This window comes from Herbaspirillum sp. Sphag64 (assembly GCF_014192645.1).
Taxonomy (GTDB): Bacteria; Pseudomonadota; Gammaproteobacteria; order Burkholderiales; family Burkholderiaceae_D; genus Herbaspirillum.
In genome coordinates this window covers 901,269-927,120 of sequence record NZ_JACHYE010000001.1, presented here as the reverse complement: position 1 = coordinate 927,120, position 25,852 = coordinate 901,269, and the positions used below count along the sequence as shown (strand labels likewise).

15 protein-coding genes are annotated in these 25,852 nt (G+C 52.2%); 8 read left to right on the top strand and 7 right to left on the bottom strand.

What is annotated here, in order from left to right; genetic code table 11:
• Positions 1-59: 59 nt before the first annotated feature.
• Complete coding sequence (gene lepB / locus FHW66_RS04155) at positions 60-773, top strand: signal peptidase I (RefSeq protein ID WP_183378435.1); 714 nt, start codon at positions 60-62, stop codon at positions 771-773.
• Positions 774-790: 17 nt separating this feature from the next.
• Here lepB and glnE read toward each other — a convergent pair whose 3' ends face one another.
• A complete protein-coding gene (gene glnE / locus FHW66_RS04150; RefSeq protein ID WP_370543397.1) occupies positions 791-3,568 on the bottom strand; it encodes a bifunctional [glutamate--ammonia ligase]-adenylyl-L-tyrosine phosphorylase/[glutamate--ammonia-ligase] adenylyltransferase in 2,778 nt (925 codons plus the stop codon).
• Between the two features lie 233 nt (positions 3,569-3,801).
• Between glnE and FHW66_RS04145 the strand changes: the two genes are divergently transcribed.
• From FHW66_RS04145 to aroG, 4 genes are all read left to right on the top strand, one after another.
• Positions 3,802-7,881 carry a YhdP family protein gene (locus FHW66_RS04145; protein WP_255458803.1) on the top strand — a complete coding sequence of 1,360 codons (4,080 nt, stop codon included), beginning with the start codon at positions 3,802-3,804 and terminating at the stop codon, positions 7,879-7,881.
• A 90-nt stretch (positions 7,882-7,971) separates the two neighbouring features.
• Positions 7,972-8,778: a carbon-nitrogen hydrolase family protein gene (locus tag FHW66_RS04140; protein ID WP_183378433.1), complete on the top strand. Its 807-nt coding sequence runs from the start codon at positions 7,972-7,974 to the stop codon at positions 8,776-8,778.
• A gap of 42 nt (positions 8,779-8,820) precedes the next feature.
• Entirely contained in the window at positions 8,821-10,281 is a 1,461-nt protein-coding gene (tldD, locus tag FHW66_RS04135) for a metalloprotease TldD (RefSeq protein WP_183378432.1), read from the top strand.
• A gap of 348 nt (positions 10,282-10,629) precedes the next feature.
• Entirely contained in the window at positions 10,630-11,688 is a 1,059-nt protein-coding gene (aroG, locus tag FHW66_RS04130; protein ID WP_183378431.1) for a 3-deoxy-7-phosphoheptulonate synthase AroG, read from the top strand.
• A gap of 548 nt (positions 11,689-12,236) precedes the next feature.
• Here the strand turns inward: aroG and FHW66_RS04125 are convergent.
• Positions 12,237-12,443 (bottom strand): hypothetical protein, encoded by a 207-nt coding sequence (locus FHW66_RS04125; protein WP_183378430.1) that lies wholly within the window; start codon positions 12,441-12,443, stop codon positions 12,237-12,239.
• On the opposite strand from FHW66_RS04125, the gene FHW66_RS04120 reads away from it, so the two are divergent.
• Entirely contained in the window at positions 12,442-18,441 is a 6,000-nt protein-coding gene (locus FHW66_RS04120; protein ID WP_183378429.1) for a hypothetical protein, read from the top strand. The two genes, FHW66_RS04125 and FHW66_RS04120, sit on opposite strands and share 2 nt — an antisense overlap.
• 143 nt (positions 18,442-18,584) lie before the next feature.
• Here the strand turns inward: FHW66_RS04120 and FHW66_RS04115 are convergent, their stop codons facing one another.
• Positions 18,585-19,070 carry a YajQ family cyclic di-GMP-binding protein gene (locus tag FHW66_RS04115; protein ID WP_183378428.1) on the bottom strand — a complete coding sequence of 162 codons (486 nt, stop codon included), beginning with the start codon at positions 19,068-19,070 and terminating at the stop codon, positions 18,585-18,587.
• 96 nt (positions 19,071-19,166) lie between these two features.
• Between FHW66_RS04115 and murB the strand changes: the two genes are divergently transcribed.
• Together murB and FHW66_RS04105 are read left to right on the top strand one after the other, a co-directional pair.
• Positions 19,167-20,192 (top strand): UDP-N-acetylmuramate dehydrogenase, encoded by a 1,026-nt coding sequence (gene murB, locus FHW66_RS04110; protein ID WP_183378427.1) that lies wholly within the window; start codon positions 19,167-19,169, stop codon positions 20,190-20,192.
• 328 nt (positions 20,193-20,520) lie between these two features.
• Positions 20,521-21,870 carry a hypothetical protein gene (locus FHW66_RS04105; RefSeq protein WP_183378426.1) on the top strand — a complete coding sequence of 450 codons (1,350 nt, stop codon included), beginning with the start codon at positions 20,521-20,523 and terminating at the stop codon, positions 21,868-21,870.
• A 104-nt stretch (positions 21,871-21,974) separates the two neighbouring features.
• Here FHW66_RS04105 and FHW66_RS04100 read toward each other — a convergent pair whose 3' ends face one another.
• From FHW66_RS04100 to rsgA, 4 genes are all read right to left on the bottom strand, one after another.
• On the bottom strand, positions 21,975-22,289 hold the full coding sequence (locus tag FHW66_RS04100; RefSeq protein ID WP_183378425.1) for a pyrimidine/purine nucleoside phosphorylase: 315 nt from the start codon (positions 22,287-22,289) through the stop codon (positions 21,975-21,977).
• A gap of 43 nt (positions 22,290-22,332) precedes the next feature.
• Positions 22,333-23,667 (bottom strand): argininosuccinate synthase, encoded by a 1,335-nt coding sequence (gene argG, locus FHW66_RS04095; protein WP_183378424.1) that lies wholly within the window; start codon positions 23,665-23,667, stop codon positions 22,333-22,335.
• A gap of 83 nt (positions 23,668-23,750) precedes the next feature.
• Positions 23,751-24,665, bottom strand: a complete 915-nt coding sequence (gene argF / locus FHW66_RS04090) for an ornithine carbamoyltransferase (protein ID WP_183378423.1) — start codon at positions 24,663-24,665, stop codon at positions 23,751-23,753.
• 221 nt (positions 24,666-24,886) lie between these two features.
• Positions 24,887-25,840 (bottom strand): ribosome small subunit-dependent GTPase A, encoded by a 954-nt coding sequence (rsgA, locus tag FHW66_RS04085; protein ID WP_183378422.1) that lies wholly within the window; start codon positions 25,838-25,840, stop codon positions 24,887-24,889.
• Positions 25,841-25,852 lie beyond the last annotated feature (12 nt).

Below are 25,852 nucleotides of genomic sequence, written 5' to 3'. Positions count from 1 at the left end.
TCATTGGCCAGCTGATGCGGCCCCAATGGCCACGAGTGTGGCTTTTAATGAGATTGAACATGCAGGCAGTCAAACACCTAATCCGCAGTTTCATCGCCAGGAACAAGATATTTCTTTGTTTTTTTGTCGGTATGCTGTTCATTCGCAGCGCCGTTGCCGACTGGTATGGTGTACCGTCTTCCTCGATGTATCCCACCTTGCTGGTGGGCGACCGCATCTTGTCCAACCGGCTTGCCTACGATGTCAAACTGCCGTTCACCAATATTGTGCTGCATCATGTAGGCGATCCCGAGCGCGGCGATATCGTGACCTTTATTTCGCCGGCCGATGGCGTACGCTTGGTCAAACGGGTTATTGGTGTCCCTGGCGATATCGTTGAAATGCGCGACGAGCAACTGATCATTAATGGTACGCCACTGACATACGATGCCGCTGTTCAGGCACTGCAGGATCACCGTATGCCCGATTATGACGGCGCCCAGCTCATCCAGCAGGAGCAGATGCCGGGCATGACACATGGCGTGATGCTCTTGCCGGAGCGCATGGCCTTACGCAGTTTCGGACCGATGACGGTTCCCGGCGATCAGTACCTGATGCTGGGCGACAATCGCGACGATAGCCGCGATTCCCGGTACATAGGTTTTGTTCCGCGAGACCAACTGACCGGGCGTGTCAGCCGGGTCATCTTTTCGCTTGATCCTCAGCGTTTTTATCTGCCGCGCCTGCAGCGCTTTGACACGTCAGTTCGTGCCTCGGCTGACGCTGCCAGCTGAGTACGACGCGCCAGTGGTCAGGCAAACACCACCGCCCATAACTGTTTGACGCTGTCACTCTCGGCTTGTACCCGTTCCAACGGCGTGCGGGCACGCTCTTCTCCTTGCAGCCGGATCTGATGTTGTAATTTGCGGAACAGACGATAGGCATCGGCGACCTGACCAGCCAGCGTTTCAGGGATCAATCCCAGACTGCCACACAGCTTGAGCAGGGCAATGTTGCCAATATCATCAGTCAACTGGTGGTACTGGGCTGCATGTCGCAAGACCAGAAATTGCACCAGAAACTCGATATCGATCATGCCGCCATCATCGTGCTTGAGATCGAACAGGACGCTGTGATTCGGATGTGCCTGATGCAGCTTGAGTCGCATGCCAAGCACTTCCTGTCGGAGCTTCTGTGGATCCCGCTCCTGCTGCAGCAAGTCTTCACGCAGGGTTTCAAAACGGCTGCCGATATCTGCATCGCCGGCACAGAAGCGCGCCCGTGTCAGTGCCTGATGTTCCCAGACCCAGGCGGAATTGCGCTGGTATTTTTCAAACGTTGCCAGCGACGAGACCAGCAGACCACTTGCACCATCCGGACGCAAGGCAATATCAATATCGAACAAGGTCCCAGCCGGGGTGTGCGCTGTCATCCAGGTAATGAAACGCTGCGCCAGCTTGGCATACAGTCCCGGGGCTTCCTGATCGTCGTCCTCATACAGAAAGACCACGTCGAGATCTGACACATAGCCAAGCTCCTTGCCGCCCAGCTTGCCGTAGGCAATCACAGTGAACTTCGGCTTCTCCCGATGGCGGTTGTTGATGCTGTTCCAGACTGCATCAATGGTGGCGGCGACCAGGATGTCGGCCAGTGCCGACAAGTGATCGGCCAGCCGCTCTACACTCAGTTCCCCTTCCAGATCCTGTGCCAGCAAGCGGAACAGCTGCGCATGGTGCATTTCACGCAGGATATCCATCTGGCGCTCGGTGTCGCCTGGGGCAGTGTCGAGCTGGCTTTGGCAGTCGCGCGCGAAGGCGGGCCAGTCAGGCGGCGCCTTCAGATTGCGGTCATCGAGCAGCTCGTCGAGCAGAATCGGATGTAGCGTCAGATACTTGGCCGCCCAGTCGCTGGCGGCCATCATGCGGATCAGGCGCTTGAGGCTGTGCGGATATTCAGTCAATAACGCCAAGTAGGCGGCACGTCGGGCAATCGCGATGAAAAAATCGAGCAGACGGTTCAGCGCCGGTAGCCGTTGCGCAGGATCGGGCATGCTGGCGATGATGCCCAGTGCACTATTGATGAGCGCAACCAGGCGGGTGCGACTACTCTCCGGCAGCGATTGCAAGCGTGGCGATTGCAGCGTGCCATGGATACGTTGGGCCGCAGTTTCAATGACTTCAGCTTCCCCCAGATGACGCGCTGCCAACACCGAGCTGATCGTTTGAGCGGTGTCGCCATCCTGTACTTCGCAGACATTCGCATCAGCGCTATCGCCTTGAGTATGGTCATCCTGAGCAGCTTGGTTGGGATTGCTCTCAGCGGCTTGCTTATCCATAAAAATCGCATCGAATTGCTGTGCCACGATCTGCCGATGGGCTTCCAGCGCGTGCAGCAGAGTCGGTACGTCGGCGTAGCCCATCATCCTGGCAACCTGCTGCTGATCGTCCGGGTTTGGTGGCAGCGTGTGGGTCTGGGCGTCGTCGAGATACTGCAGTCGATGTTCCAGATTGCGCAAAAAGCTGTAGGCGTCCAGCAACTGGGTCACTACTACCGGTTCTAGCAATTGCTTGTCAGCCAGTGTGCGAAGGGTGATGCGGGTCGAGCGATCGCGTAATTGCGGATCGCGACCGCCACGAATCAGCTGAAATACCTGACTGATGAACTCCACTTCGCGGATACCGCCGCGGCCAAGCTTGACGTTGTTGCTGCGCTCCGGGTGCAGTACTTCCTGACGTTTCACTTCGGCGCGAATCTGTGCGTGCATGGAGCGCAAGGCATCAATAGAACCGAAATCCAGATAGCGGCGATAGATGAAGGGACGGCTAATGGCTTCCAATGCGACAATATCGGCAGCGTTCCCGGTCAGGGCACGGGCCTTGGTCCAGGCATAGCGTTCCCATTCCCGTCCTTGCCGGATCAGATATTCCTCGACCATGTTCAGGCTCGCTACCAGCGGGCCGGAGGCACCATTCGGGCGCAGCGCCATATCGACCCGGAAGGTGAACCCATCTTCCGTGATCTCCGACAGGGCACCGATGAGTTTCTTGCCCAATCGCGTGAAAAATTCATGGTTCGACAGTGATCGTTGCTCAGCATTTTCGATGCGGGTATCGCCATCTTCGGGATAGACGAAGATCAGGTCGATATCGGACGATACATTCAGTTCACCACCGCCCAGTTTCCCCATTCCCAACACGATCAGCTCCTGTGGATTACCGGATTCCTCGCCGATCGGCATGCCATACAGTACGGTCAGTTCCTGCATCAGGGCCTGCAAGTGTGTTTGCACCGCAAAATCAGCAAAATCGCTCATCGTGCGGACAACTTCGTCCAGATCGGCCAGGCCACGCAGATCGCGATCAATCAGGGTGCACACCACCAGATTGCGCAGGCGTCGCATGGCACCGCCGAGCGACATGGCAACAGTGCCGCCAGACTCCATCTCAAATTGTAAAAGCTGTTCGAAAACGGTGCGGTTCAGCGATAATTGTGTCTGTTCGCTCAATTGAGTTGAGCGAATGCTCTTTGCGTTGATCCAGCGCGCCAGAAAGCGGGATGCGGTGCGGCTGTCGAGGAGGGAGATAGTCACAGATTGTCTGATTTGTAATGTATTGTTGGCGGCGCACGCTCGCGTTTATGCGATGATGTTAGCCGTTTGTTTTATTCTACCTTGAGTTTTTACCGCTACCGTTGATGTCCGCAGATCAAGAAAAAACATCCTTACCCACAGAGTCACCAGACTCGCGCTGGCGTAAGACGTGGACTTCATTTGGCAATGGTGCGGGCAGCTTGATCGCGCCTGTCCGAAGCTGTTATTCGCATTTGAGCCGCTTCACGCGTTACGTCCTCATCATTACAGGAAAACTGGTGGTGTTGTCGTACTTCCTGTTTTGCGTGCTCTTTTTGACGCTGCGTTACGCAGTGCTTCCCGATATTGAGCGTTATAAAGGAAACATCGAGCAGATTGCCTCACAGGTGATAGGGCGTTCCGTCAGTGTCGCCAGCGTGCGCGCTTCATGGCGCGGATTGCTGCCGCATCTTGAACTCGCCAACGTTGTTATTCATGATCAGAACGGCCAGGTGGCGCTGAGCTTGCCAGAGGTTTCCGCGACATTTTCCTGGCGCACGCTGCTGGTGGGAGAGCCGCGACTGGACAATCTGACCATCGTCAAGCCGGATTTATCGATCGTGCGTGACCCTGAGGGTAAATTGTTCGTTGCCGGCATCCTGGTTCAAGACAACGGAAACAAGGGCGCCGGTGCCAACTGGGTGCTGTCACAACGCGAGATTGTCATCCGTGACGGCAGGCTGCGCTGGCGCGACGATCAGCGGCATGCGTCTGAGCTAGCATTAAGTAGTGTCAATTTGATGTTGCGTAATCACTGGCGCCGGCATCAATTAGCATTGCAGGCTATTCCGCCTGCTGATCATGCCGGACCGATTGATGTCCGTGCCGATTTTTATCATCCTGTTTTCGCTGGCGATATTGCTGATGTGTCGCGCTGGAAGGGGCGTTTATATGCTGATCTGCCCGGTGCCGACCTTGCGATCTGGAAATCTTATGTGGATTATCCGATCACGCTCAGCAAGGGGATGGGGTCGGTACGTGCGTGGTTGGATCTGGATCGCGGCAAGGTCGCTGATTTCACTGCGGATGTCCGCTTGACCGATCTGTCAGCTCGGTTGAGTAAATCGCTGGAGCCCTTGCAACTGGCCCGTGTCAGTGGCCGGGTTTCTGCCAGCGAAATTATCGTGCCGGGTTTGCTTGAGGATAAATCAAGCTTTGCAGCCAATGGACATCAGTTATCGTTGAGCAATTTTTCACTGGAGACAGCGGATGGATTCGTGTTGCCTCCGACGAGTATCTCCGAGCGCTATGAGCCGGCCACACCGCTGCAGTCTGAAAAAATGAAACTCGATGCGAGCGTGCTGGATCTGGCCTTGCTTTCTGAGCTGGCTGAACGTTTGCCGTTGCCGCTGTCGCAGCGCAAGTTGCTTGCTGATCTGGCACCGCGTGGTCAGCTCAAGGATTTCTCGTTGCAATGGCAGGGTAGTTATCCAGATATTCAGTCCTACAGCCTGCACGGTGGTTTCATCGGACTTGGCATGCAGGCGCAGGCGGCACGGACGGCGCAGCCAGCCACAACACTGCGGCCGGGGCGCAGTGGCGTTCCCGCAGTACCAGGCTTCTCCAATCTGACCGGACAGATTGATGCCACCGAAAAATCCGGGCATCTCAGCCTGGCGACTACCGATGGCGTCTTGTTGTTGCCATCTTTGTTCACCGATCCCAAGGTTGCCTTCGACCAATTGAATCTGAACAGTCGTTGGCAAGTACAGAAAGATCAGACACTTCGGTTCCAGATTGACGACATGCATTTCGCACTGGAAGGCATTGCTGGTAGCTTGAGCGGCTCGCATGTCTTGCCACTTGAGTTCAACCGGCCGGGTGCGATTGATCTCAAGGCCCATTTTTCGACGTTTGACATTCGTCGGATAGCGCGCTTCTTGCCGTTGCATACACCTGAAAAGCTGAGCCAATGGCTCAGCGGTGGCCTCCTCGATGGCAAGCTGACTGACGTCGATATCACCGCCAAGGGTGATCTGGCTGATTTCCCATTGCACGCATCGCGATCCAATGTGGATGCCAACAGTGGATTCAAATTGGACGGTAAATTCCAGGGGCTGACCATCAATTACGATCCCGCGCGCAAGGCGCCGGATGGTCAGTCACCTGAATGGCCGTTGTTGCAACAGGGCAAAGGCAGCGTCACGCTTGACCACTCGCGTCTGGAAATCCATGCCGATTCTGCAGAAACGATGGGCGTGCCGCTGGCAGATATCAGCGCGATATACGCTGATTTGCTCGATCCGCAATCGCCGCTGGAAATCGTTGGTACTGCCAGCGGCTCTCTCGAAAAGATGCTGCGCTATCTGGATGCCAGTCCGGTGGCGCACTGGATTGGCAACTTCACCTCAGCCAGCAAGGCCGAAGGCAATGCCAAAATGGGGTTAAAGTTGGAACTGCCCCTGCATCACCTGCTTGATGCCAAGGTGGAGGGACGTTTGCAGTTCAATAACAACAATGTTGCGTTGTTGCCTGCGCTGCCGGTAATTAACCGTACTAACGGCGTACTGACCTTCAATGAAAAGGGATTCGCACTGGAGTCCATCAATGGCTTGTTCCTCAATGAGCCAGTCACTGTTTCGGGCGGTACCCAACGCGACGGCAACGAACTGGTCAGGGTTGATGGCAACCTCAGCGCTGATGGTCTGCGTCGTACCTACAGCGATCCTGTGCTGCAGCGCTTGCTTGAAAGGTTGACTGGCGCATCGCGTTACAGCGCAACCATTGCCGTCAAGCAGCGTCATGCCGAAATTACTGTGGAATCCGCATTGCAAGGCTTGGCGCTGGATTTGCCGGCACCTTTACAGAAAGCCGCTGGCGAGAGTTGGCCGATGAAATTTGAACTCATCGACCTGCCCACCGATGATCCCTTGATTGAGCGCGACCAAATCAAACTGACAATGGCCTCCGTCATGTCAGCCAGTTATCTGCGTCAAAAAGTCACCGGGACCCAGGCTGACTGGGAAGTCTTGCATGGCGGTATTGGTTTTAGTCAGGCGCCTCCACAGCCGGAGAGAGGCTTGGCAGTCAATGCCACTGCGCAGACGCTGAATCTGGATAACTGGCTCAGTTTCCGTTCCAGCTTGAGCGCTTCCGGCGGTGCTGCGCAAGCTGCAAGCAATGCCTGGCTCAGCCCCTATCTTGAGCCAGATACGATTGCCGGTCGCGCCAGCGAGTTGGTGATCATGAACAAGAAGCTGGATAACGTTGTCCTTGGTGCCTCTCACCTTGGCAAAATCTGGCAGGTCAATCTTGCCTCGGACCAGGCCAGCGGCTATGCCAGTTGGCAGGAGCCCAATGCCGGAAATGTGCTGGGACGGGTAACAGCACGTCTTGCCTCCCTCAATATTCCGAAGAACGTGATTGCCGAGGTCAGCAACGCATCGACTGTACCGGTCAGTTTCAAGATCCCCGCGTTGGACATCATGGCTGACGAATTCCAGGTCTTTGGCAAATCCCTTGGACATCTTGAACTCAATGCCAGCAACGTACGCGTCAACGAGGGAAGTGCCGGTAACGAGGTCAGCCAATGGCATATCAACAAGCTCAGCCTGAATAACGCCGATGCACAATTACGCGCCAGCGGTGACTGGACCGCGCAGGGCAATAACAACCGGTCTGGTTTGACCTACGCACTGGATATTCATGATGCAGGCAAATTGCTGGAGCGTCTGGGTTTCCCTGGTACGCTCAAGGGTGGCAAGGGCAAGCTTGATGGTGATGTCAACTGGAAAGGTCTGCCCTTTGCGCTCGATATCCCAAGTCTGTCGGGGCAGCTTCACGTTGATCTGGATGATGGCCAGTTCCTCAAGGTCGAGCCAGGTGCTGCCAAATTACTTGGCGTGCTCAATCTTCAGGCCTTGCCGCGTCGGCTGACGCTGGATTTTCGTGATGTCTTTTCGCAGGGCTTTGCCTTTGACAGCATCACCGGTAACGCCAGCGTGCTGCAGGGAACGGCGACGACGGACAATCTGACCATGAGCGGCGTCAATGCCTCGGTCGTGATGAAGGGTTCGGCAGATATTGCCCATGAAACGCAGGATCTGCGTGTCGTGGTGACTCCCGATATCAATGTCGGTACTGCCTCCGTCGTTGCCCTGGCGATTCATCCGTTGGTCGGCGTCGGTACTTTCCTGGCGCAACTGTTCCTGCATGAACCGCTGATGAAGTCGCTGACCTATGAGTACAATGTCACCGGGTCCTGGCGTGAGCCTGTCGTCGTCAAGCAGGAGCATAAAGATGGTGTGGCAGGAAGCAAGGCGACGACCCAATAACGTCCAGAAATCCCACGTGTGGTGAAAATTCCTCGCGTGGACCAAGTATTCAGGATTGCCTCTTAGCTATTAAGTCATGGAGCCGAACCAATGTCTCAAGCATTTCAAGTTGCTGCCATCCAGATGGTATCAACACCCTCACCCGAAGAGAACTTTGCCGGTGCGGCCAAACTGGTCGCCCAGGCCTCGCAGCAGGGCGCGCAACTGGTGTTGTTGCCTGAATACTGGGCGCTGATGGGCATGCACGAAAAGGTCAAGCTGGACCATGCCGAGCCAGACGAGGAGGGCAAGATCCAGCAATGCATGGCGGCGCTGGCACGAGAGCACCGGATATGGCTGATTGGTGGCACCTTGCCGCTGTCCTCCGACGATCCGCAGCGGGTGTGTAATACGGCACTGGTCTACGATCCTGAGGGCAGGCGTGTCGCCCGTTATGACAAAATTCACCTGTTCAGCTTCGTTCGTGGTGAGGAAGCCTATGACGAATCACGCACCATTGTGCATGGCGATACCGTGCGCAGTTTCGAAGCACCTTGCGGCCGAGTGGGCTTGTCAGTTTGCTACGATCTGCGTTTCCCCGAGCTCTACCGCGCCATGGGTGAATGCGCGCTGATGGTCGTGTCGGCAGCGTTTACCTACACCACCGGTCAGGCCCACTGGGAAATCCTGTTGCGCGCCCGTGCCATCGAAAACCAATGCTATGTGCTGGCCTCGGCGCAGGGCGGGCATCATGTCAATGGCCGCCGTACCTGGGGGCACAGCATGCTGATTGACCCCTGGGGTGAGATCGTCAGTGTCCTGCCGGAAGGAGAGGGCCTTGTGATCGGTGCGATTGATCCCCATCGTCTACAATACGTCCGTGAGAGTTTGCCTGCCCTAAAGCATCGCAAACTGTAAAACGCCGGTATCACCCTATTGCTGTAAATCAACTCTATTTTCATGAAATCATTCGAACCCAATTTCAGCGCGCTCGGTATCGCTCGCGACATTTTGCTTACCCCGTTTGGCCTGGATGAAAGCAAGCTGCTCAAGACACTGGGCACCATGTTCACCCACAAGGTCGACTATGCCGATCTGTACTTTCAGTTCACCAAGAGTGAAGGCTGGAGTCTGGAAGAAGGCATCGTCAAGACCGGCAGTTTTTCGATTGATCAGGGTGTGGGCGTGCGTGCCGTTTCTGGTGACAAGACTGCGTTCTCCTACTCGGATGAAATCTCAGAAGCGATTCTGCTCGACGCTGCCGCAGCCACGCGCACGATTGGCAGGCAAGGCGCTGGCAAGGTAAAAATCGCTGGTAAAGTGGTTCCCAGTGGTGGCCGCTCGCTTTATCTGCCGCATGACCCGCTGAATTCGCTGGATGCGACAGCAAAGGTCAAATTGCTGGAGCGCGTTGAGAAAATTGCCCGCGCCAAGGACCCCCGCGTGGTGCAGGTCATGGCCAGTCTGGCCGGTGAATATGATGTGGTGCTGGTGGCACGCAGCGATGGTGTTCTGGCGGCAGATATTCGTCCGCTGGTACGTGTTTCGGTCACCGTGATTGCTGAGCAAAACGGTCGCCGCGAGATGGGTAGCAGTGGTGGTGGTGGCCGCTATGACTATGGCTACTTCAGCGATGCCCTGCTGGAAAAATACGCCTCCGAAGCGGTATCTACCGCACTGGTTAATCTGGAAGCGCGGCCGGCACCTGCCGGTCCGATGACGGTCGTGCTCGGCCCTGGCTGGCCAGGCATCCTGTTGCATGAAGCGATTGGTCATGGTCTGGAAGGTGACTTCAATCGCAAGGGCTCCAGCACCTTCTCCGGTCGTATTGGGGAGCGCGTCGCCGCCAAGGGCGTCACCGTGGTTGATGATGGCACCATCGCGGACCGTCGTGGTTCCCTCAATATGGATGATGAAGGCAATCCGACCCAGTGCACCACACTGATCGAAGACGGCATTCTGAAGGGATACATTCAAGACACGATGAATGCCCGGCTGATGAAAATGCCGGTTACCGGCAATGCCCGTCGCGAGTCGTTTGCGCATTTACCGATGCCACGTATGACCAATACCTACATGCTGGCAGGTGACCGCGAGCCGGAAGAAATTCTGGCCTCGGTCAAGAACGGTTTATATGCCGTCAACTTTGGAGGTGGTCAGGTTGATATCACCAACGGCAAGTTTGTGTTCTCTGCCAGCGAAGCCTACATGATCGAAAATGGCAAGATTGCCTATCCGGTCAAAGGCGCAACCTTGATCGGCAATGGGCCTGAAGTTCTCAATCGCGTCAGCATGATCGGCAACGATATGAAGCTCGATTCCGGCGTTGGTGTATGCGGTAAGGAAGGTCAGAGCGTACCCGTTGGCGTCGGTCAGCCGACCTTGCGTCTGGATGGTGTTACCGTCGGTGGCACGGCATAAATTGTGTATATTTGGGGTTGGACGATGCTTTGGATGCATGAAATCATCATTTAATGCGGTTTTTGTGAAAAATTAATGGCGGCTGTTGCTAAAGTCAGGAATTTATTGCATTATCGTTTTCGTTGATATGTTGTTGGTATCCAGATTAACTGCTTACAGATAAACACAAGCTGAACCACATGAGCTTTTCCCGCGCTTACTTCTTTTATTTTTACTTTAGCTATTCCAGCCCCATGGCGGTGAAAAGCGGTAAGCGTTCGTAAGCAGAGACCAAACCGAATTTTCTAAAAAACCGCCAGTGATGGCGGTTTTTTTTTACCCTATTCAAGAGATTACTGAGGAGAAAAAATGCCCCGCACCGACGATCTACGTATCCGAGAAATGAAAGAATTAACTCCTCCCTCGCATTTGATCCGCGAATTTGGCGGTAGCGAAAAAGTTGAGCGCACGACCGCAGAATGCCGTACTGCGTTGCATCGTATTCTGCACGGTCAGGATGATCGAGTCATGGTGGTCATCGGACCTTGCTCCATCCACGATACTAAGGCTGCTATGGAATACGCCCGCCGTCTGGTCGTTGAGCGTGAGCGTTTCAAGGGCGAGCTGGAAATCGTCATGCGCGTCTACTTCGAGAAGCCACGCACCACGGTCGGCTGGAAGGGCTTGATCAACGATCCATACATGGACAACAGCTTCCGTATCAACGATGGTTTGCGTACTGCGCGCGAATTGTTGTTGAACATCAACGAGCTGGGTCTGCCGGCCGGCACCGAATTCCTCGATGTCATCAGTCCGCAATACATTGCCGATCTGATCAGTTGGGGAGCGATCGGTGCACGTACCACCGAATCGCAGGTGCATCGTGAACTGGCTTCCGGTCTGTCGTGCCCGGTCGGTTTCAAGAATGGCACCGATGGCAACATCAAGATTGCCGTCGATGCGATCAAGGCAGCGTCGCAGCCACACCATTTCCTGTCGGTTACCAAGGGCGGACATTCGGCCATCGTCTCGACTGCAGGCAATGAGGATTGCCACATCATCCTGCGTGGCGGCAAGGCGCCCAATTACGATGCCGCCAGCGTGGATGCCGCCTGTAAGGACATCGCCAACAATGGACTGGCTTCACGCCTGATGATCGATGCTTCGCACGCCAACAGTTCCAAGAAGCCTGAAAACCAGATTCCGGTGTGCGCTGATATCGGCCGCCAGATTGCTGCTGGCGACAGCCGTATTGTCGGCGTCATGGTCGAGTCGCATCTGGTGGCCGGACGTCAGGACCTGGTGCCGGGCAAGGAATTGACCTATGGCCAGTCGGTCACCGATGGTTGCATCAGCTGGGACGAGAGTTTGGGTGTGTTGCAGGGCTTGGCTGATGCGGTCAAGCAGCGTCGTCTGGTGGGCGAGTAAAGGTAAAGGTAAAGGTAAAGGCGTTTTTCGTGAAACGCATGCACAATGACGCAATAATTTTCTTGCTGCGGCATGCGGATCATCCGCGTTATGTTCGTGAAATGTCCACTGTGCCATGTCATTTTTCAAGTGACATGGCGCAGTGTCAAGCGATGTCCCATTCCACCAGTGCCTGATTCATTATCAGTGCAGCACTGCATCTCTTCACCTTCCCTTATCCAGCTGCATTGTCAGGAGGCATTCTCCACATCCAAGATACTTGGTACCGCCTCGGACTGACTTTAACCATCATCAGCAGCAATCATATGGCCTTGCTATGCGGGCAATTATGTCAATGGTTTGAGGTAGGAACTTATCGCCTCACGTGAAATCCCAAATGCCAAACTGTTGTATGAAATGCGTTTCGAGAACGCATTTCATACAACATACAAAATTGCTCACACATCACCATCGATTTGAAGCCGGTATCAAGGCGCGCCGCTGCGGCCAGTATGGCTACGGTAAGGAAGCTGCAACGCTGCTAGCAGCATTTTGTTAAGCGCACTACATCAATTTTTCTCATCATCAGCATTCTCATTGGGAGCTAATGATGAAGCCCCGGTAGAGATTTGTACATTAGCCATATAGCCAAATAAGCAGGTGAGCGCATTGGGCAGGACTATGACAAATTCTTGAATAAAGGGCTTATAGATGCATGTTACCTCTCCCTCACTCTCACTCCCAGTTTCTCCTGTTGCGCCTGCCTCTTCAGACATGGAGTCGCCCGACATCTGGTTTGATGCCGTTGATCATCTCGATATGGATAAGGAATGGTTTGAGGTTCAGACGGATTTTGCATCAGCGGACAGCCATTCGGAAAACGATGTTGAACAATCTATTCCATTCACTGAAGATTGTCGGCGTTGCGCCAAAGAGCTCATCAGCAATTTTGGTGGCGTGTTAGAAAATCAATTAGTTTTCGTTGGCCTATCAAAATTTTTTCCGGGATTGCCAGCCGATATTGTGGTGGCAGCATATGAGCTGTATATGGCCGTGACGGAAAGAAAAAACATCGACATGGCGATGTTAAGCACAATTGGTCTGGCCTCTTCCCACTTGCTTGACAATGGCAACATGATTTCGCAGATGGCGCATTTTATTCGGGAGACGCTGCTCGACTATGTCGGTGAAGCGTTTCTAGAACAATTTTCGGCCCAGGATGGCGACCATGCATCCAGCTATTTTTTCACCGGTTTGGCCGTGCTGGTAGTGGCCGCCAAGCATTGGATCACCGATGAAGGTGCGCCACAACGACGCTTGCTGCGGGTACCGGCGTATCTGGGGAATTTGTTGTTGCGCGCCAGTAGCTATTGGAATCATCTTGGCAAAATGGCGCAGCATGCAGGAGATGTGTGTCGCTTTACGGCGCAAGACACGAGTGGCGACCATCATTATCTTTGTGTGGAAGAAATCAATAGCTCAGCCAGGGCAACCCCCAAGGTGACAGAACAAAAAAGCTGGCGTTGTACGCGCATGGATGATGCGGGAAAAATAGTCGGCACGGAGAGAAAATGCCCCTTCTCAAAGCGCTTTATTGGAATTGAAAATCGGCATCAGGGTCCACAAGAAGCAGTCGCAAGTGGGTCACGGCCGGCGAATTCTGCCGCCGCTAATGGGAAGAGCAACGATGCCGCGCAGGCCTTGATCGTTGCTTCTGCGGCGACTATGACAGCATCTGCGCGGCATACCGGCTTACCAGGAAGAACCGTTCGAGGAGCTGCTCTCGCGTTTGCAGGAACGACTTTGCTGATCGCGGGAAAATTCATCCGGGATAAGTTTTTTATCGACCGCAGAAATAATACAAGCGTTCTTGAAGAACCTGAATTTTCGGCATCGGCAACTGTTTCAGAGAACAACGATGTCGATATTCATCCGCAAAATGACGATGCTAAAACTTCAGTACTGACAAGCGCTTCGCCTCAATTATTATTTCGCAGCAGATTAATCGGTTATTTACATTCAATTCGCCTGTTTTCATCGAACGAGGTGAGCGACAAGGAACTGGCCCGGGCTGCACTACGTTTGATACGCCAGGATAAGCAGCATCAAACCGACTTGGCGCATATTGCTCTGTATGGAACAGGTTTGTTTGGTGAAAGGCATGACGAGTATTTGGATCCATCAGCAGAAGCCTTACTGGTTGGTGATTTGCTGTCTAAATTATTGTTTGGCGGACGCTCACTTGAAGCTTATCTGCTGGACGAGTTTGTCGCCAACCGCCGAATTTCTATCGAAGATTTTCATCAAAAAATTACTGGCTGGTCATTTGAAACAGAAGATGAGGAATTGGTTAGATTTTTCAATGAACGTTTTCTATTTCCAATCATGCCTTTATTGAAAATCGATTTTAAAAAGGACGATTTTGCCGATGAATTTAATTTGATACTGGTAGGTAGCACCACTTGGTTCTTTTTATATCTTGGCGCGAAATTTGTTGAGGTAAGTGTGCAAGAAGAACGGGGAGCGAAAGAGATGCAGCTTTTCGGCGCTTATATATTCCAAATGCTAGTTAAGGGGGACATGGTTGAAGGAAGCAATCAGGCGATTTCACTAGGCATTAAAGTGGCAGCACTGTTTTTTCTTCCTGGCATGAGTCCAGCATTGCTGCCGTCTCTAGGAGACGCTCAGAAAGTGGTTACCCATTTTATGCAGATGCGAATTAGAAGCGATTCCACAAGAGTAAATGATTTTAATGCAGTTAAAATGGCGTTGAATAAGGCTATAAGAGAACCCTGGCATTCGCGCGATAAAATGGCTGAAAAACTGTTATTTCACCATTGCGGGAGTGTGAATGCAACTTTGTATTCTCTTCCGAAAAGGTCAATCGGTAAAGACAAATTTCTAAAAAAAACACTTAAAAAAGAGGTTCGCATACAACAAAACTCAATTCAAATCTTGAAGTCATCAGACGAACATTTGTATTGCTACAACCGGAAAAGTCAGGCCATAAAAATACCAACTGTAAATAATGCTTTCAAGTCCGCAATTTCCAATTTTGTTCAATCATTAAAGAAAGCGGATAGTCTCTTGCTGAGTCAGTTATTTTCGGTCGGCGATGTGTTTAGCCATGATTGTTCCTATGATGACTATCAATTCATTAATCGGGCCGCGCTGACAGAGGTGAACGTTTTCGTCAGCAGGAGTAGGGATATCCGTGAGCTTCTTACTTTCGGTCCAGTTGTGCAAACTTGGAAACCCAAGGCTGGCTATTTATTCTTTAATGCGACATTGAACGGTCAAACCTACACCTATGTCACAAATAGAACTGTTAATGATTATTGGATAAAAAAATTAGATACCAATAATCTTCAGAGAGAATTGCTGCCTTTTTTTGAGTCATGGCCGGTCAGTACACTCAAAAATATAGATATTGTATTTTCAACAAATTACGATAGTGTAAAAACGGTAATAGGAGAACCGATCTCGATTTTTATTGATCGACTTGTGGAAAAAAGATATAAGAATTTTGAAGATATTTTATATAACGATGGTTATGACAAGCCATTGATGGATGCAATTGGTCAATTCTTGAAGGATGTATTTATTCCTTTCTATAGTTGTGTTAATAGCTTATTGGCAAAAGATTCGACCAGTGCCGTCGTTAGTTGTGTATTGGATGTCGCCTTTACGCTTGCGCCTCTTGTGAAAAAAGGAGGATTGATTTTAATTAAATCAGCAAGAACGGCGAGTAAAAAAGTCTTGATACAAGTGGTGCAATCCCCGCAATTTATTGCAAGTTATGGCATTGTGGCCAAAAAAACTATCAGCATTAATAGTCTCATTTCAAGTGTTGTGTTTTATGGAAATGAAGAAACTATATCATTAGGGAAGTCTGCTTTTTCTTTAATTGTCGATGCCATGGATCCAGGTATTTCCCTAATAATAAATGTAAATAAAATGGCTGCCCAATTTGGCTCACTCTTTGTGAGCGGGAATATGATTGGGGTGATTGCGAATGCAGTCAGAAACTGGCGAAATGTTGCTGAAGTCAGTGTCCGTATGCAATCAATGATGGATGTGAGAAAAATTTTTGTCAGGGTATCAAAAATAAATAATCGTGGTGGCGATTTGGAAATTGATATACAGAATAGTATGATGCCTATTAACATCGACTATAAAAGCAGTGCCTCCTTTCTTTCACTGGTGCAGTACGATGACGGTTACTACAATATTTTCCACTTAGCCAATAGTAATCACTCTGTTATTGCTGGGGAAACAGGGGAGATGACTAGTCGTGGTGACAAAGTCTATGTGATGTTAAATGCGCAAAGCCCCACAGGAGTTTTTATCAAATACACCTGTCCTTTGTCCTTATCGAATATCTGCAACCTCTCTCCGTGGTTATCCTCTGCAACAATTGCTCCAAAGTTAAAGCGTTCAAGAATGATTGAAGAAAATGGCGAAAAAATGTGGGTCTTTGGTGATACAGAAAAGATGCCGCAGCCGTTTATATATCCTGATCATCAATGTGAAATTATCGGGGATGGATATAGTCCGACGAATGCATACGAAATTTTCGAAATTGATTCAGTCCACTATATTATCGATACGCAACAACTTTATTTCCGTTCATTACATGCTGGAGACAAGCTGGCCATTGTACCAAGGCAGCCTAGGGCCTTTACGTTGTCACTGAGGCGAAATCAAGCAGGTAATATTGTGATTGTTCTCACTGATAAACCCAGTGAAAATAGTAGTGATTATCATTCTTTGTTGTTTGCTGAGGGGAGATATGCCAAGAAAAATAGCGATTGTTCCGAATTGAGAGTGCCGACAGAGGAAAGCTTGACCGCTATTATAGAAAATCAATGTTTTCATCTCAAAGTAAGCGCGATAAGAAGTCACTTTGTCATTGTTTCTAATCAGTTGACACACCCTTCATTTAAGGTTGGATGGTCTTCAAAAAATAATCAGTGGATACCGGTGAAGCCTTATATTGGCGAAAGCTCGGTACATGCGGGGATATCTCTGGAAGACTTTGTCAATGAACAAAAATCCCATTGTGAGGGTATTGCGTTCAATAAAATACCGACGGCATTAATCAGCGGCGCTGTCATGCATGAGGGACATACATGGCTCAAAGTTGCCGGCAGCTATTATCGGTTAGGAGTGTGGCGAGAGGACCTTTGTCCCCTGTACTGTAGCAACAATAATCACATTGCCGCTTGGCTGAAATATGATGTATTTACCGAGAGTTTCAACGTCGTGCATGAAAACGATGATTGGACTGCGGCGAAGAAAAAGCAAACCGAATTTCCGTTTAAAAAACTGGAGGAATTGATGGTTCCGGGGCGCGAATGGTATGACCTTGCACAATGGTTGAGCGTGCGCGAGCAGAGCCAGAACAATATCAGTGTGTTGACCTTGCGGTTATACCAGACGATCTTTTTGCAGAGCCTAGCTTGCACTGATCGGACGGAATTATTATCACTGCCAACGGCATATTTACTTTCTTGGTCATGGCATCCTGACGCGCTTCCTTTGAATAGGGAATATCCTGCGCTGGCAATGGGCCTAAGTTTACAGCGCCAAATAGCAGCAATGAGGGTAGGCGTTAAATTGAATCAGGTATCTCTGTTACACCACATCTTTCTTAAAAATACTTTAATTAATACGTCTCGTTCAGCAGGAACATTAATTGTCGGAGGGAGTGGAGAGCATGAAGCCATCTGGCTGGGGGATCAGCAAAGTACCCATACTGTTGGCGTGTTACTCAAGCGCTATGGGCTTAATTTCTATGGGGAGCATATTACCACCAGCGATGGAATGATGAAGTGGGTCCCGGATTTGCAATGTGCTCCTACACGCTCTGTTATCCAATTTATGCAGGAAATCAACGTCCAGCCGGAACTTTTGACGGATATAGGTAAAAAAAATATTTGGATTGCTCACAAAGACTGGGGTTTGGTGAAACTGCTGCGCGGTGATCTGCAAAGCCGGATTGAATATGCGCTCATTTCTCCACGTGGAAACTGGGTCGCCCTGATTGATAGTGAAAGATATCTTTCCCTTTTCTCTTTGGAGAGTTTCTTCGGATCTCGTCGCAGCGATTCCGACACTGACATCGCCGCCACAAATCGTCAACAATTACCAGCTGATCTCAAGTCGCAAGATTTCTCGTTATGTGCGGTGAGCGATGCCGGTGAGTTTTATCATCCAGGCAAATTTACTTGGCACAAATTACAGGATCATCGTACGCTATGGTCACCTCCTCCTGGTTTTGAGCCAATATTCATCACGCCTGATCAACGCTTTCTGGGCTTCGAACACCCGCTGCGCTCCGGAGTACTAATTTATGACCAGGGCGAGAAAAGGCTGATATTTCTGCAGCGTCCTGCTAACGCCGAATTCAATGAAAGCCTGGCCGCAGTCGCCTTTTCGCCCTTGAATGCGTTGGTGGCGCTTGCATTTAATGACAGCAAAGTTTATCTATACGATCTCTTTAATGAAATTTCTGCAAGTAATCTCGATCCGATTGCAAACGTGGACCTGAAAAATCGGACCTATGCAGAGAGTGAGACTTCGTATCGATATCGGCAATCCATCGTCATGCGTTTTGAGGGAGTTTTTCGGTATCTGACGGTCATCTATGCCACCGGCAGTTTCGGGCCGAGTAGCCAAAACTTCGCTTATGACCTTTATGAGCTTACGGCGTCCGCGGGCAGAAAACTCGATGACGTTGCTGCTGGCCGGGAAAAAAAGAAGGGAAATTAGAGCGCCTCTAACCAATAACTGCTAACTGTGAGATGCGCTCTCACTGCCGAGTCCTATCGTTGACAGGACTCGGATTTGTGGAAATGTTTTGAGATGAACATCATGCGCTGGAACGGCGCGGAAGAACCAAATCGATCGCGAACTCAATCACGGAAATTATTGAATTCCAGAGGCAGTTCCTTGATTTCCTTGCGCAGCAGGGCCATGGCTGCCTGCAGATCGTCGCGCTTGGCCCCGGTCACGCGCACGGCGTCCCCCTGGATACTAGCCTGGACCTTCATCTTGCTATCCTTGATGACACGCACGATCTTCTTGGCATCTTCGGTTTCAATACCATTCTTGACCTTGATGACCTGTTTGACCTTGTCGCCGCCGATTTTTTCGATCTTGCCCAGATCCAGAAAGCGCACATCGACGTTACGCTTGGTCATTTTGTTGGTCAGCACGTCACGTACCTGACCGAGCTGGAATTCAGAGTCGGCAAAAGCAGTCAGATCGCGCTCTTTCTGTTCGACGCGGGCATCGCTACCCTTGAAGTCGAAGCGGGTAGTGATTTCCTTGTTGGCCTGATCAACGGCATTCTTGACTTCAACCAGATTGGCTTCGGAGACGGTATCAAATGATGGCATGGTGTTTCCTTTTGCGTACGGCAAGCTTTAAAGTCGTGATTTTAACGGACAAGCCCGTTACCGGCTACGGGAGCTTGCCGCTATAATCCTGCGCTTATGTCTATGATCCCTTTGCAGCGCGATTTTTCCCTGCGCCAACTCAATACTTTCGGCCTCGATGCCCGCGCCGAGGCCTACGTGGCTGTAACCGATGCCGCCATGTTGCTGGCCGTACGCGACAACCGGCAACTGTCTCAGGTGCCGCGGCTGGTACTGGGCGGTGGTAGCAATCTTTTGTTAACACAGGATTTTCCGGGACTGGTGTTGCATCTGTGCACGCGTGGCATGCAGATCGCTGCTGAAGATGAGCAATTTGTCTACGTCAAGGCCGCTGCTGGTGAGAGCTGGCATCAGTTCGTGCAATGGACTCTAAATCTTGGGCTCGGCGGACTGGAGAATCTATCATTGATTCCCGGCAATGTCGGCGCGGCGCCGATCCAGAACATCGGCGCCTACGGCATCGAGATCAAGGATCGTTTGCATGCCCTGACCCTATTCGATTTCGTCTCCGGCACCACCATCACGCTCAACAACGCTGACTGCCAGTTTGGTTATCGCGACAGTATTTTTAAACACGCATTGCGTGAACAAACCGTGGTGCTGGATGTCACCTTCGCTTTGTCCAAACAGTGGCAGCCCGACATACATTACGCAGACGTGCGTCAGGAGCTTGCCGCGCGCGCCATCAGTGCGCCAACTCCACGCGATGTCGCTGATGCCGTGATCGCGATACGTAGACGCAAACTGCCCGATCCGGCCATGATCGGCAACGCAGGTAGTTTTTTCAAAAATCCCATCGTGAGTGCAGCACAGCGGGAAGCATTGCTGCAGGTCTATCCACAATTGGTCAGTTATGCGCAGCCAGATGGCAGTTATAAGCTTGCCGCTGGCTGGCTTATTGATCAATGCGGCTGGAAGGGAAGGTCATTGGGTGCGGCAGGCGTGTATGAAAAGCAGGCACTGGTACTGATCAATCGCGGTGGTGCCAGCGGCGCAGATATTGTCGCGCTGGCGCAGGCGATCCAGGCGGACGTGCAAGGCAAATTCGGTGTGCTGCTTGAGCCGGAACCAGTATTCATCTGATAAAACCTGTCTCTCAAAAATCAAATATAAGTAGTAAATCTAGAAAACCTTCTATATATATTTTCATCCGCGTCTCTTAACATCAGCCTCCGATCACGTCTATCCGACGATACTTCGAAGGAATGCCAGAGATGAACCAGCCATTCGATCAAGCCACTGCGCTTGTCCACGCCCTAACCTTGACCCATCATCAGGAACCGGATTTAGCCGATTGCCTCGACATGTGTGATAAACGATTTCTGCACTGTCGCTATGGAGAATTGAGGCTGGAAATTGAAGCGGCACAGGCGCTAGTCGATAGGTCGTTCTCGGTTGCGATGGCAAGATAATGATGCATCTCAATTTCTCTCAACTTCCCGAAAAAATAGCGGTGCCTGATCAGAGACCATCGGCATGGTTCTGGGCAGTGGTGTTCCTGGTGCTGACGCTTGCAGGTGTCGTGACGATCCTGTTGCTGTGGCCCAAGGGTGTGCCGACCCAGACGTGGAAATTCTGGATAACGTTGTTGGTATTTCCAGCCGGACTTGCGACGCTGGTGGTGTTACATCGCTATGGTATGTATCAGGGCAAGGTCTTGGATGCCGAGATCTATAACGAAGTATGCGAGGATTACACAGAAGAGGTAGTCGGCTTCGCCAGCCGTCCGTTGGCAGTGATTGGCTGCGTTTATCGGTTTTCGGAAGAGGAATCGGTCAACGCGCTCGCCTTGACAGGAATTCAGGATCAATCACTGTCAGTTCCCATTTTTTCTTCCGCAAACTCTGGTGCTGCACCACTGAAGGCGCGACAGTTTGTCACTACCGAGCAGAGCTTGCTGTTGGTGGCAGAGCAGTCCGCTGCCTCGAACGTCATGGATCAGAAACCAGATGATGAAGACGAACTGGTGCGTCAGCAGGCGGCGCTGGCATGGGTGTTCGCGCAGCTGCAGGAGAGTCTTGCTGAATCAGTTCGTTTGCTGCCGCAAAGCTTGCCTGTGACCGTGCAATTGAAGGTGGCAAGCATTGTGTTGCCGGAGGCGGTCAAGGAGATCTGGCAATCCGCCTGGGAGAAGCATCGACTGCGTTCGGTACAGTTGGCACTTCTGTCTGAAGAGGACGATAGCAGTTTGAAGTTGCTCGATACGTGGCTCGATCACGCCCATCAACAAGACCAACAACAAGCGCGATTGATCGTGACGGTGCAGTTGCATGCCAGTGTCGCCGGCGTACCGCCAGCCGATAGTGCCGAAGCAGGTGCCGCCTTGCTCATGCTGCCTGCTGCATTGGCCCGGAGCTACCAGCTCACCCCATCCGTCTTGCTGCACCGTCCGCAGCGTGGTGCGCTGGATCAGTCCGATCATGTCATCGTACATGCCTTGAAGTGGGCTGATGTTACCGGTGCCGACATCGCTAGTGTCTGGCATGCCGATTGCCGTTCCGAACAATGCGATGCGCTGAGGGATCATACGTCCGCGCTGGGTCTGGCAACGCTGGGTGGCAGCATCGATACAGCGGTCGGATTGACGGGAGTGGCTGCGCCGTGGCTTGCGACTTGCTGTGCGGTGGCTTCGGCGCAGTTGTGTTCGCAGCCGCAATTGGTTTTGCTTGGACTTCCTGATGCCAATGGGCAAATGGATTGTGCCGTGGTGCGCCTATCGCAGGCGATTGAACAGCAAGGCTCTTCTGACGTCAATGCATGATAATCCCTGTTCAGGTTCAGATATCGACGTTAAAAAACGCGGCCCGGTTTCCCGAGGCCGCGTTTTTTATTGGCATTGACGACGCTAACGATTAGCCGTGACGATCAGCCAAAGTGGCAGACGTAGTCCAGTGTTTCCGTCACTTCGATCTCGAAGCTGGAATTGCCCGGTACATTGAAGCTGGTGCCAGTGGCGTAAGTCTTCCAGCCCTCTTCACCCTTCAGACGGACGTTACAGCTGCCGCCGTTGATTTCCATGATTTCTGGTGCGCCGGTGTTGAAAACCAGCGAGGAGGGAAGAATTACGCCCAGTGTTTTCTTGGTGCCGTCAGCAAAAATCACGGTATGCGAAACACACTTGCCGTCAAAGTACACATTGCCTTTCTTGAGCACGGTGACATTGTCGAATTGAGTTGTCATGTTGATTGCTTTCCGTCAAAAAATAAATCAGTACACGTAAAAATTATTCAGCATCCTTGCCCAGCAGCGGCAGGCTCACGGCAGTGCTGGAATCGAGCAGACCCGTGGTCTGGTAGATCGACAGCTTTTGACGTGTGTCGCTGATGTCAAGATTGCGCATGGTCAGTTGGCCGATACGGTCTTGCGGCGAGAAGGCGCCTTCGCCCTTTTCCATGGTCAGCCGTTCTGGCTGATAGGTCAGGTTGGCCGATTCAGTGTTCAGAATCGAGTAGTCGTTGCCGCGACGCAGTTCGATTGTCACTTCACCAGTGATCGCACGCGCCACCCAGCGTTGTGCTGCTTCGCGCAGCATGATCGCTTGCGAGTCAAACCAGCGACCTTGATACAGCAGGCGGCCAAGCTTGCGGCCGTTGTCGCGGTATTGCTCGATGGTGTCTTCGTTATGGATACCAGTGACCAGACGCTCGTAAGCGATAAACAGCAGTGCCAGGCCCGGTGCTTCGTAGATGCCACGGCTCTTGGCTTCGATGATGCGGTTTTCGATCTGATCGCTCATGCCCAGACCATGGCGGCCACCGATACGGTTGGCTTCCAGCATCAGTTCAACCAGGTCGTTGTAGACCACGCCATTGAGGGCCACCGGACGGCCTTCTTCAAAGCGTACAGTCACTTCTTCACGCTTGACCTCAACATCGTCACGCCAGAATGCCACACCCATGATCGGTTGCACGATCTTGATGCCGCTGTTCAGATATTCCAGATCCTTGGCTTCATGGGTCGCGCCGAGCATGTTGGAGTCGGTCGAATAGGCCTTCTCTACCGACATCTTGTAATCAAAGCCCGACTTGATCATGAATTCCGACATTTCCTTGCGGCCACCCAGTTCATGGATGAACTGATCGTCCAGCCAAGGCTTGTAGATGCGCAGCTTGGGGTTGACCAGCAAGCCGTAGCGATAGAAACGTTCGATATCGTTACCCTTGAAGGTGCTGCCATCGCCCCAGATGTCGACATTGTCTTCGCGCATTGCTGCCACCAGCATGGTGCCGGTTACAGCGCGGCCCAGCGGCGTGGTGTTGAAGTAGGTCACACCGGCAGTCGAGATGTGGAAAGCACCGCTTTGCAGCGCGGCAATACCCTCATTGACCAGTTGTTCACGGCAATCCACCAGACGCGCCAGCTCGGCACCGTAGGCGGTTGCCTTTTTCGGAATCTCGTTGTAATCCGGCTCGTCGGGTTGACCCAGATTGGCGGTATAGGCGTAAGGGATCGCACCCTTTTGACGCATCCAGTGCAAAGCTGCGCTGGTGTCGAGGCCACCGGAGAAGGCGATGCCAACCTTTTGGTTGACGGGGACGGATTGCAGAATAGTGGACATGATCTTACCGAGTGTGTTGTCGAATGTGATTTGTTAATCTTGATGGGCGCTAGTGTTGCGTAGTGTCGGTCTCTCGTGTTGACTCAAGAGACCTTTCCCAGCACCAGATATTCCAGTAGCGCCTTTTGTACATGCAGACGGTTTTCTGCTTCTTCCCAAACTACCGATTGCGGGCCGTCGATGACTTCGGCGGCAACTTCTTCGCCGCGATGTGCTGGCAGGCAATGCATGAACAGCGCGTCCGGCTTGGCGCGTGACATCTTCGCCTGATCCACGATCCAGCCATCAAAGGCTTTCAGGCGGGCAGCGTTTTCTGCCTCGTAACCCATGCTGGTCCAGACATCAGTGGTGACCAGATCGGCACCTTCGCAGGCATCGGCCGGGTTGCTGAAGAAGGTATAGCGTTGATGGCCAGGTGCTACCAGTGCCGGATCAATATCGTAACCCTTGGGCGTGGAAACATTGACGTGGAAGCCAAATACCTCCGCTGCCTGCAGCCACGAGTACAGCATATTGTTGGCGTCACCAATCCAGGCCACGACCTTGTCCTTGATCGAACCGCGCTGTTCGATATAGGTGAACACATCGGCTAATACCTGGCAGGGATGATGTTCGTTGGTCAGGCCGTTGATGACAGGTACCCGCGAGAAGGCAGCAAAGCGGTCGATGATTTCCTGACCGAAAGTACGGATCATGATCACGTCGCACATGCGCGACATGACTTGTGCCGCATCTTCAATCGGCTCACCACGGCCCAACTGGCTGTCGCGGGTGTTGAGATAGATCGCGGCCCCGCCGAGCTGGTGCATGCCAGCTTCAAAGGACAAACGGGTACGGGTCGAATTTTTCTCGAACACCATCACCAGCGTGCGGTCAGCCAGAGAATGGTGGGGTTCGTAATTCTTGAACTTGCGCTTGATTACGCGGGAGCGCTCAATCAGATACGCATACTCGTCAAGGGTGAAGTCAGAGAACTGCAGGTAGTGTTTGATTGCCATAAATAAAAACGGCGGCCAGTGGCGCCTGCCGCCGATTGTTATAACTGTTTAGATTATAAGGGATTTGGCTCAAAAAGATACCAGAAGCAGGGTGTAGAAGAGCGGCAGAAGAGCGCCGCTACCCTCCATGAGTCTGTATTCTGCTCGTCAGCCAGCGGCATGACGTGAAGCAAGAGGGGATTGATTGCTACAGAGAATTGTTCTTTTGCCAACTATTGTTTTCAATACAGCTTTTGCGATGACTCATGCAGCAATTGTGCATAGAGCTCCTGCCGCATCGGGGCAATTTCCCCGTCGGCAACAGCCGACAGCACGGCGCAACCAGGCTCGTTCAGATGGTGGCAGTTGTAAAAACGGCAATGGCCAAGATACGGACCAAACTCCCGGAACGCACGTTCCAGCATGCCCTCACTCAACTGATAGAGGCCAAATTCCTGAAACCCCGGCGAGTCGATGATGGAGGTATCCTCATCCATCGCATACAGGCGGGTAAAGGTGGTGGTGTGCTTGCCGGTATCGAGCGCGGCCGAAATCTCCCGCGTGGCAATGTCCGCATCCGGCACGATCAGATTGATGATGGAGGATTTACCCATGCCGGACTGGCCGATCAGGATTGTCGACTGTCCCTTCAGCAAGGGCATGAAGGTCTCACAGGTCGCTTCCGGTGCTGCTTGCGCTGAAACTTCATGGACTGGATAGCCCAGCCGGCGATACACCTCGACACGCTCTCGTGTTTTAGGCAGGGCATCGACCACATCAATCTTGTTGAGCACGATATGCGCCGCCACGCCCGCTGACTCCGCGGCCACCAGCGCCCGCGACACCAGATCATCAGTAAAGCCGGGCTCGGTCGCCACGACGATGAATAATTGCGTGACGTTGGCTGCCAGCAGCTTTGACTTGTATTGGTCCGATCGATATAGCAGCGTCTTGCGCTCGGTAATGCTCTCAATCACAGCCTGATTGGCCGAGGTGCGTTGCAGATTGACCAGGTCGCCCACCGCGACATCGCTCTTCTTGCCACGGGTGACGCATTGCAGTTTTTCTGTCCCGCTTTGCACTAGATAGTGCCGACCATGCGCCGCAATGACGACGCCGGATTCGGTAGTGGACTCTTTATTCTTTTTGGCGGATGCCCGTGCTGCAGAGGATGACTTGGAAGACGGTGATGACATGAGTGGGCGATC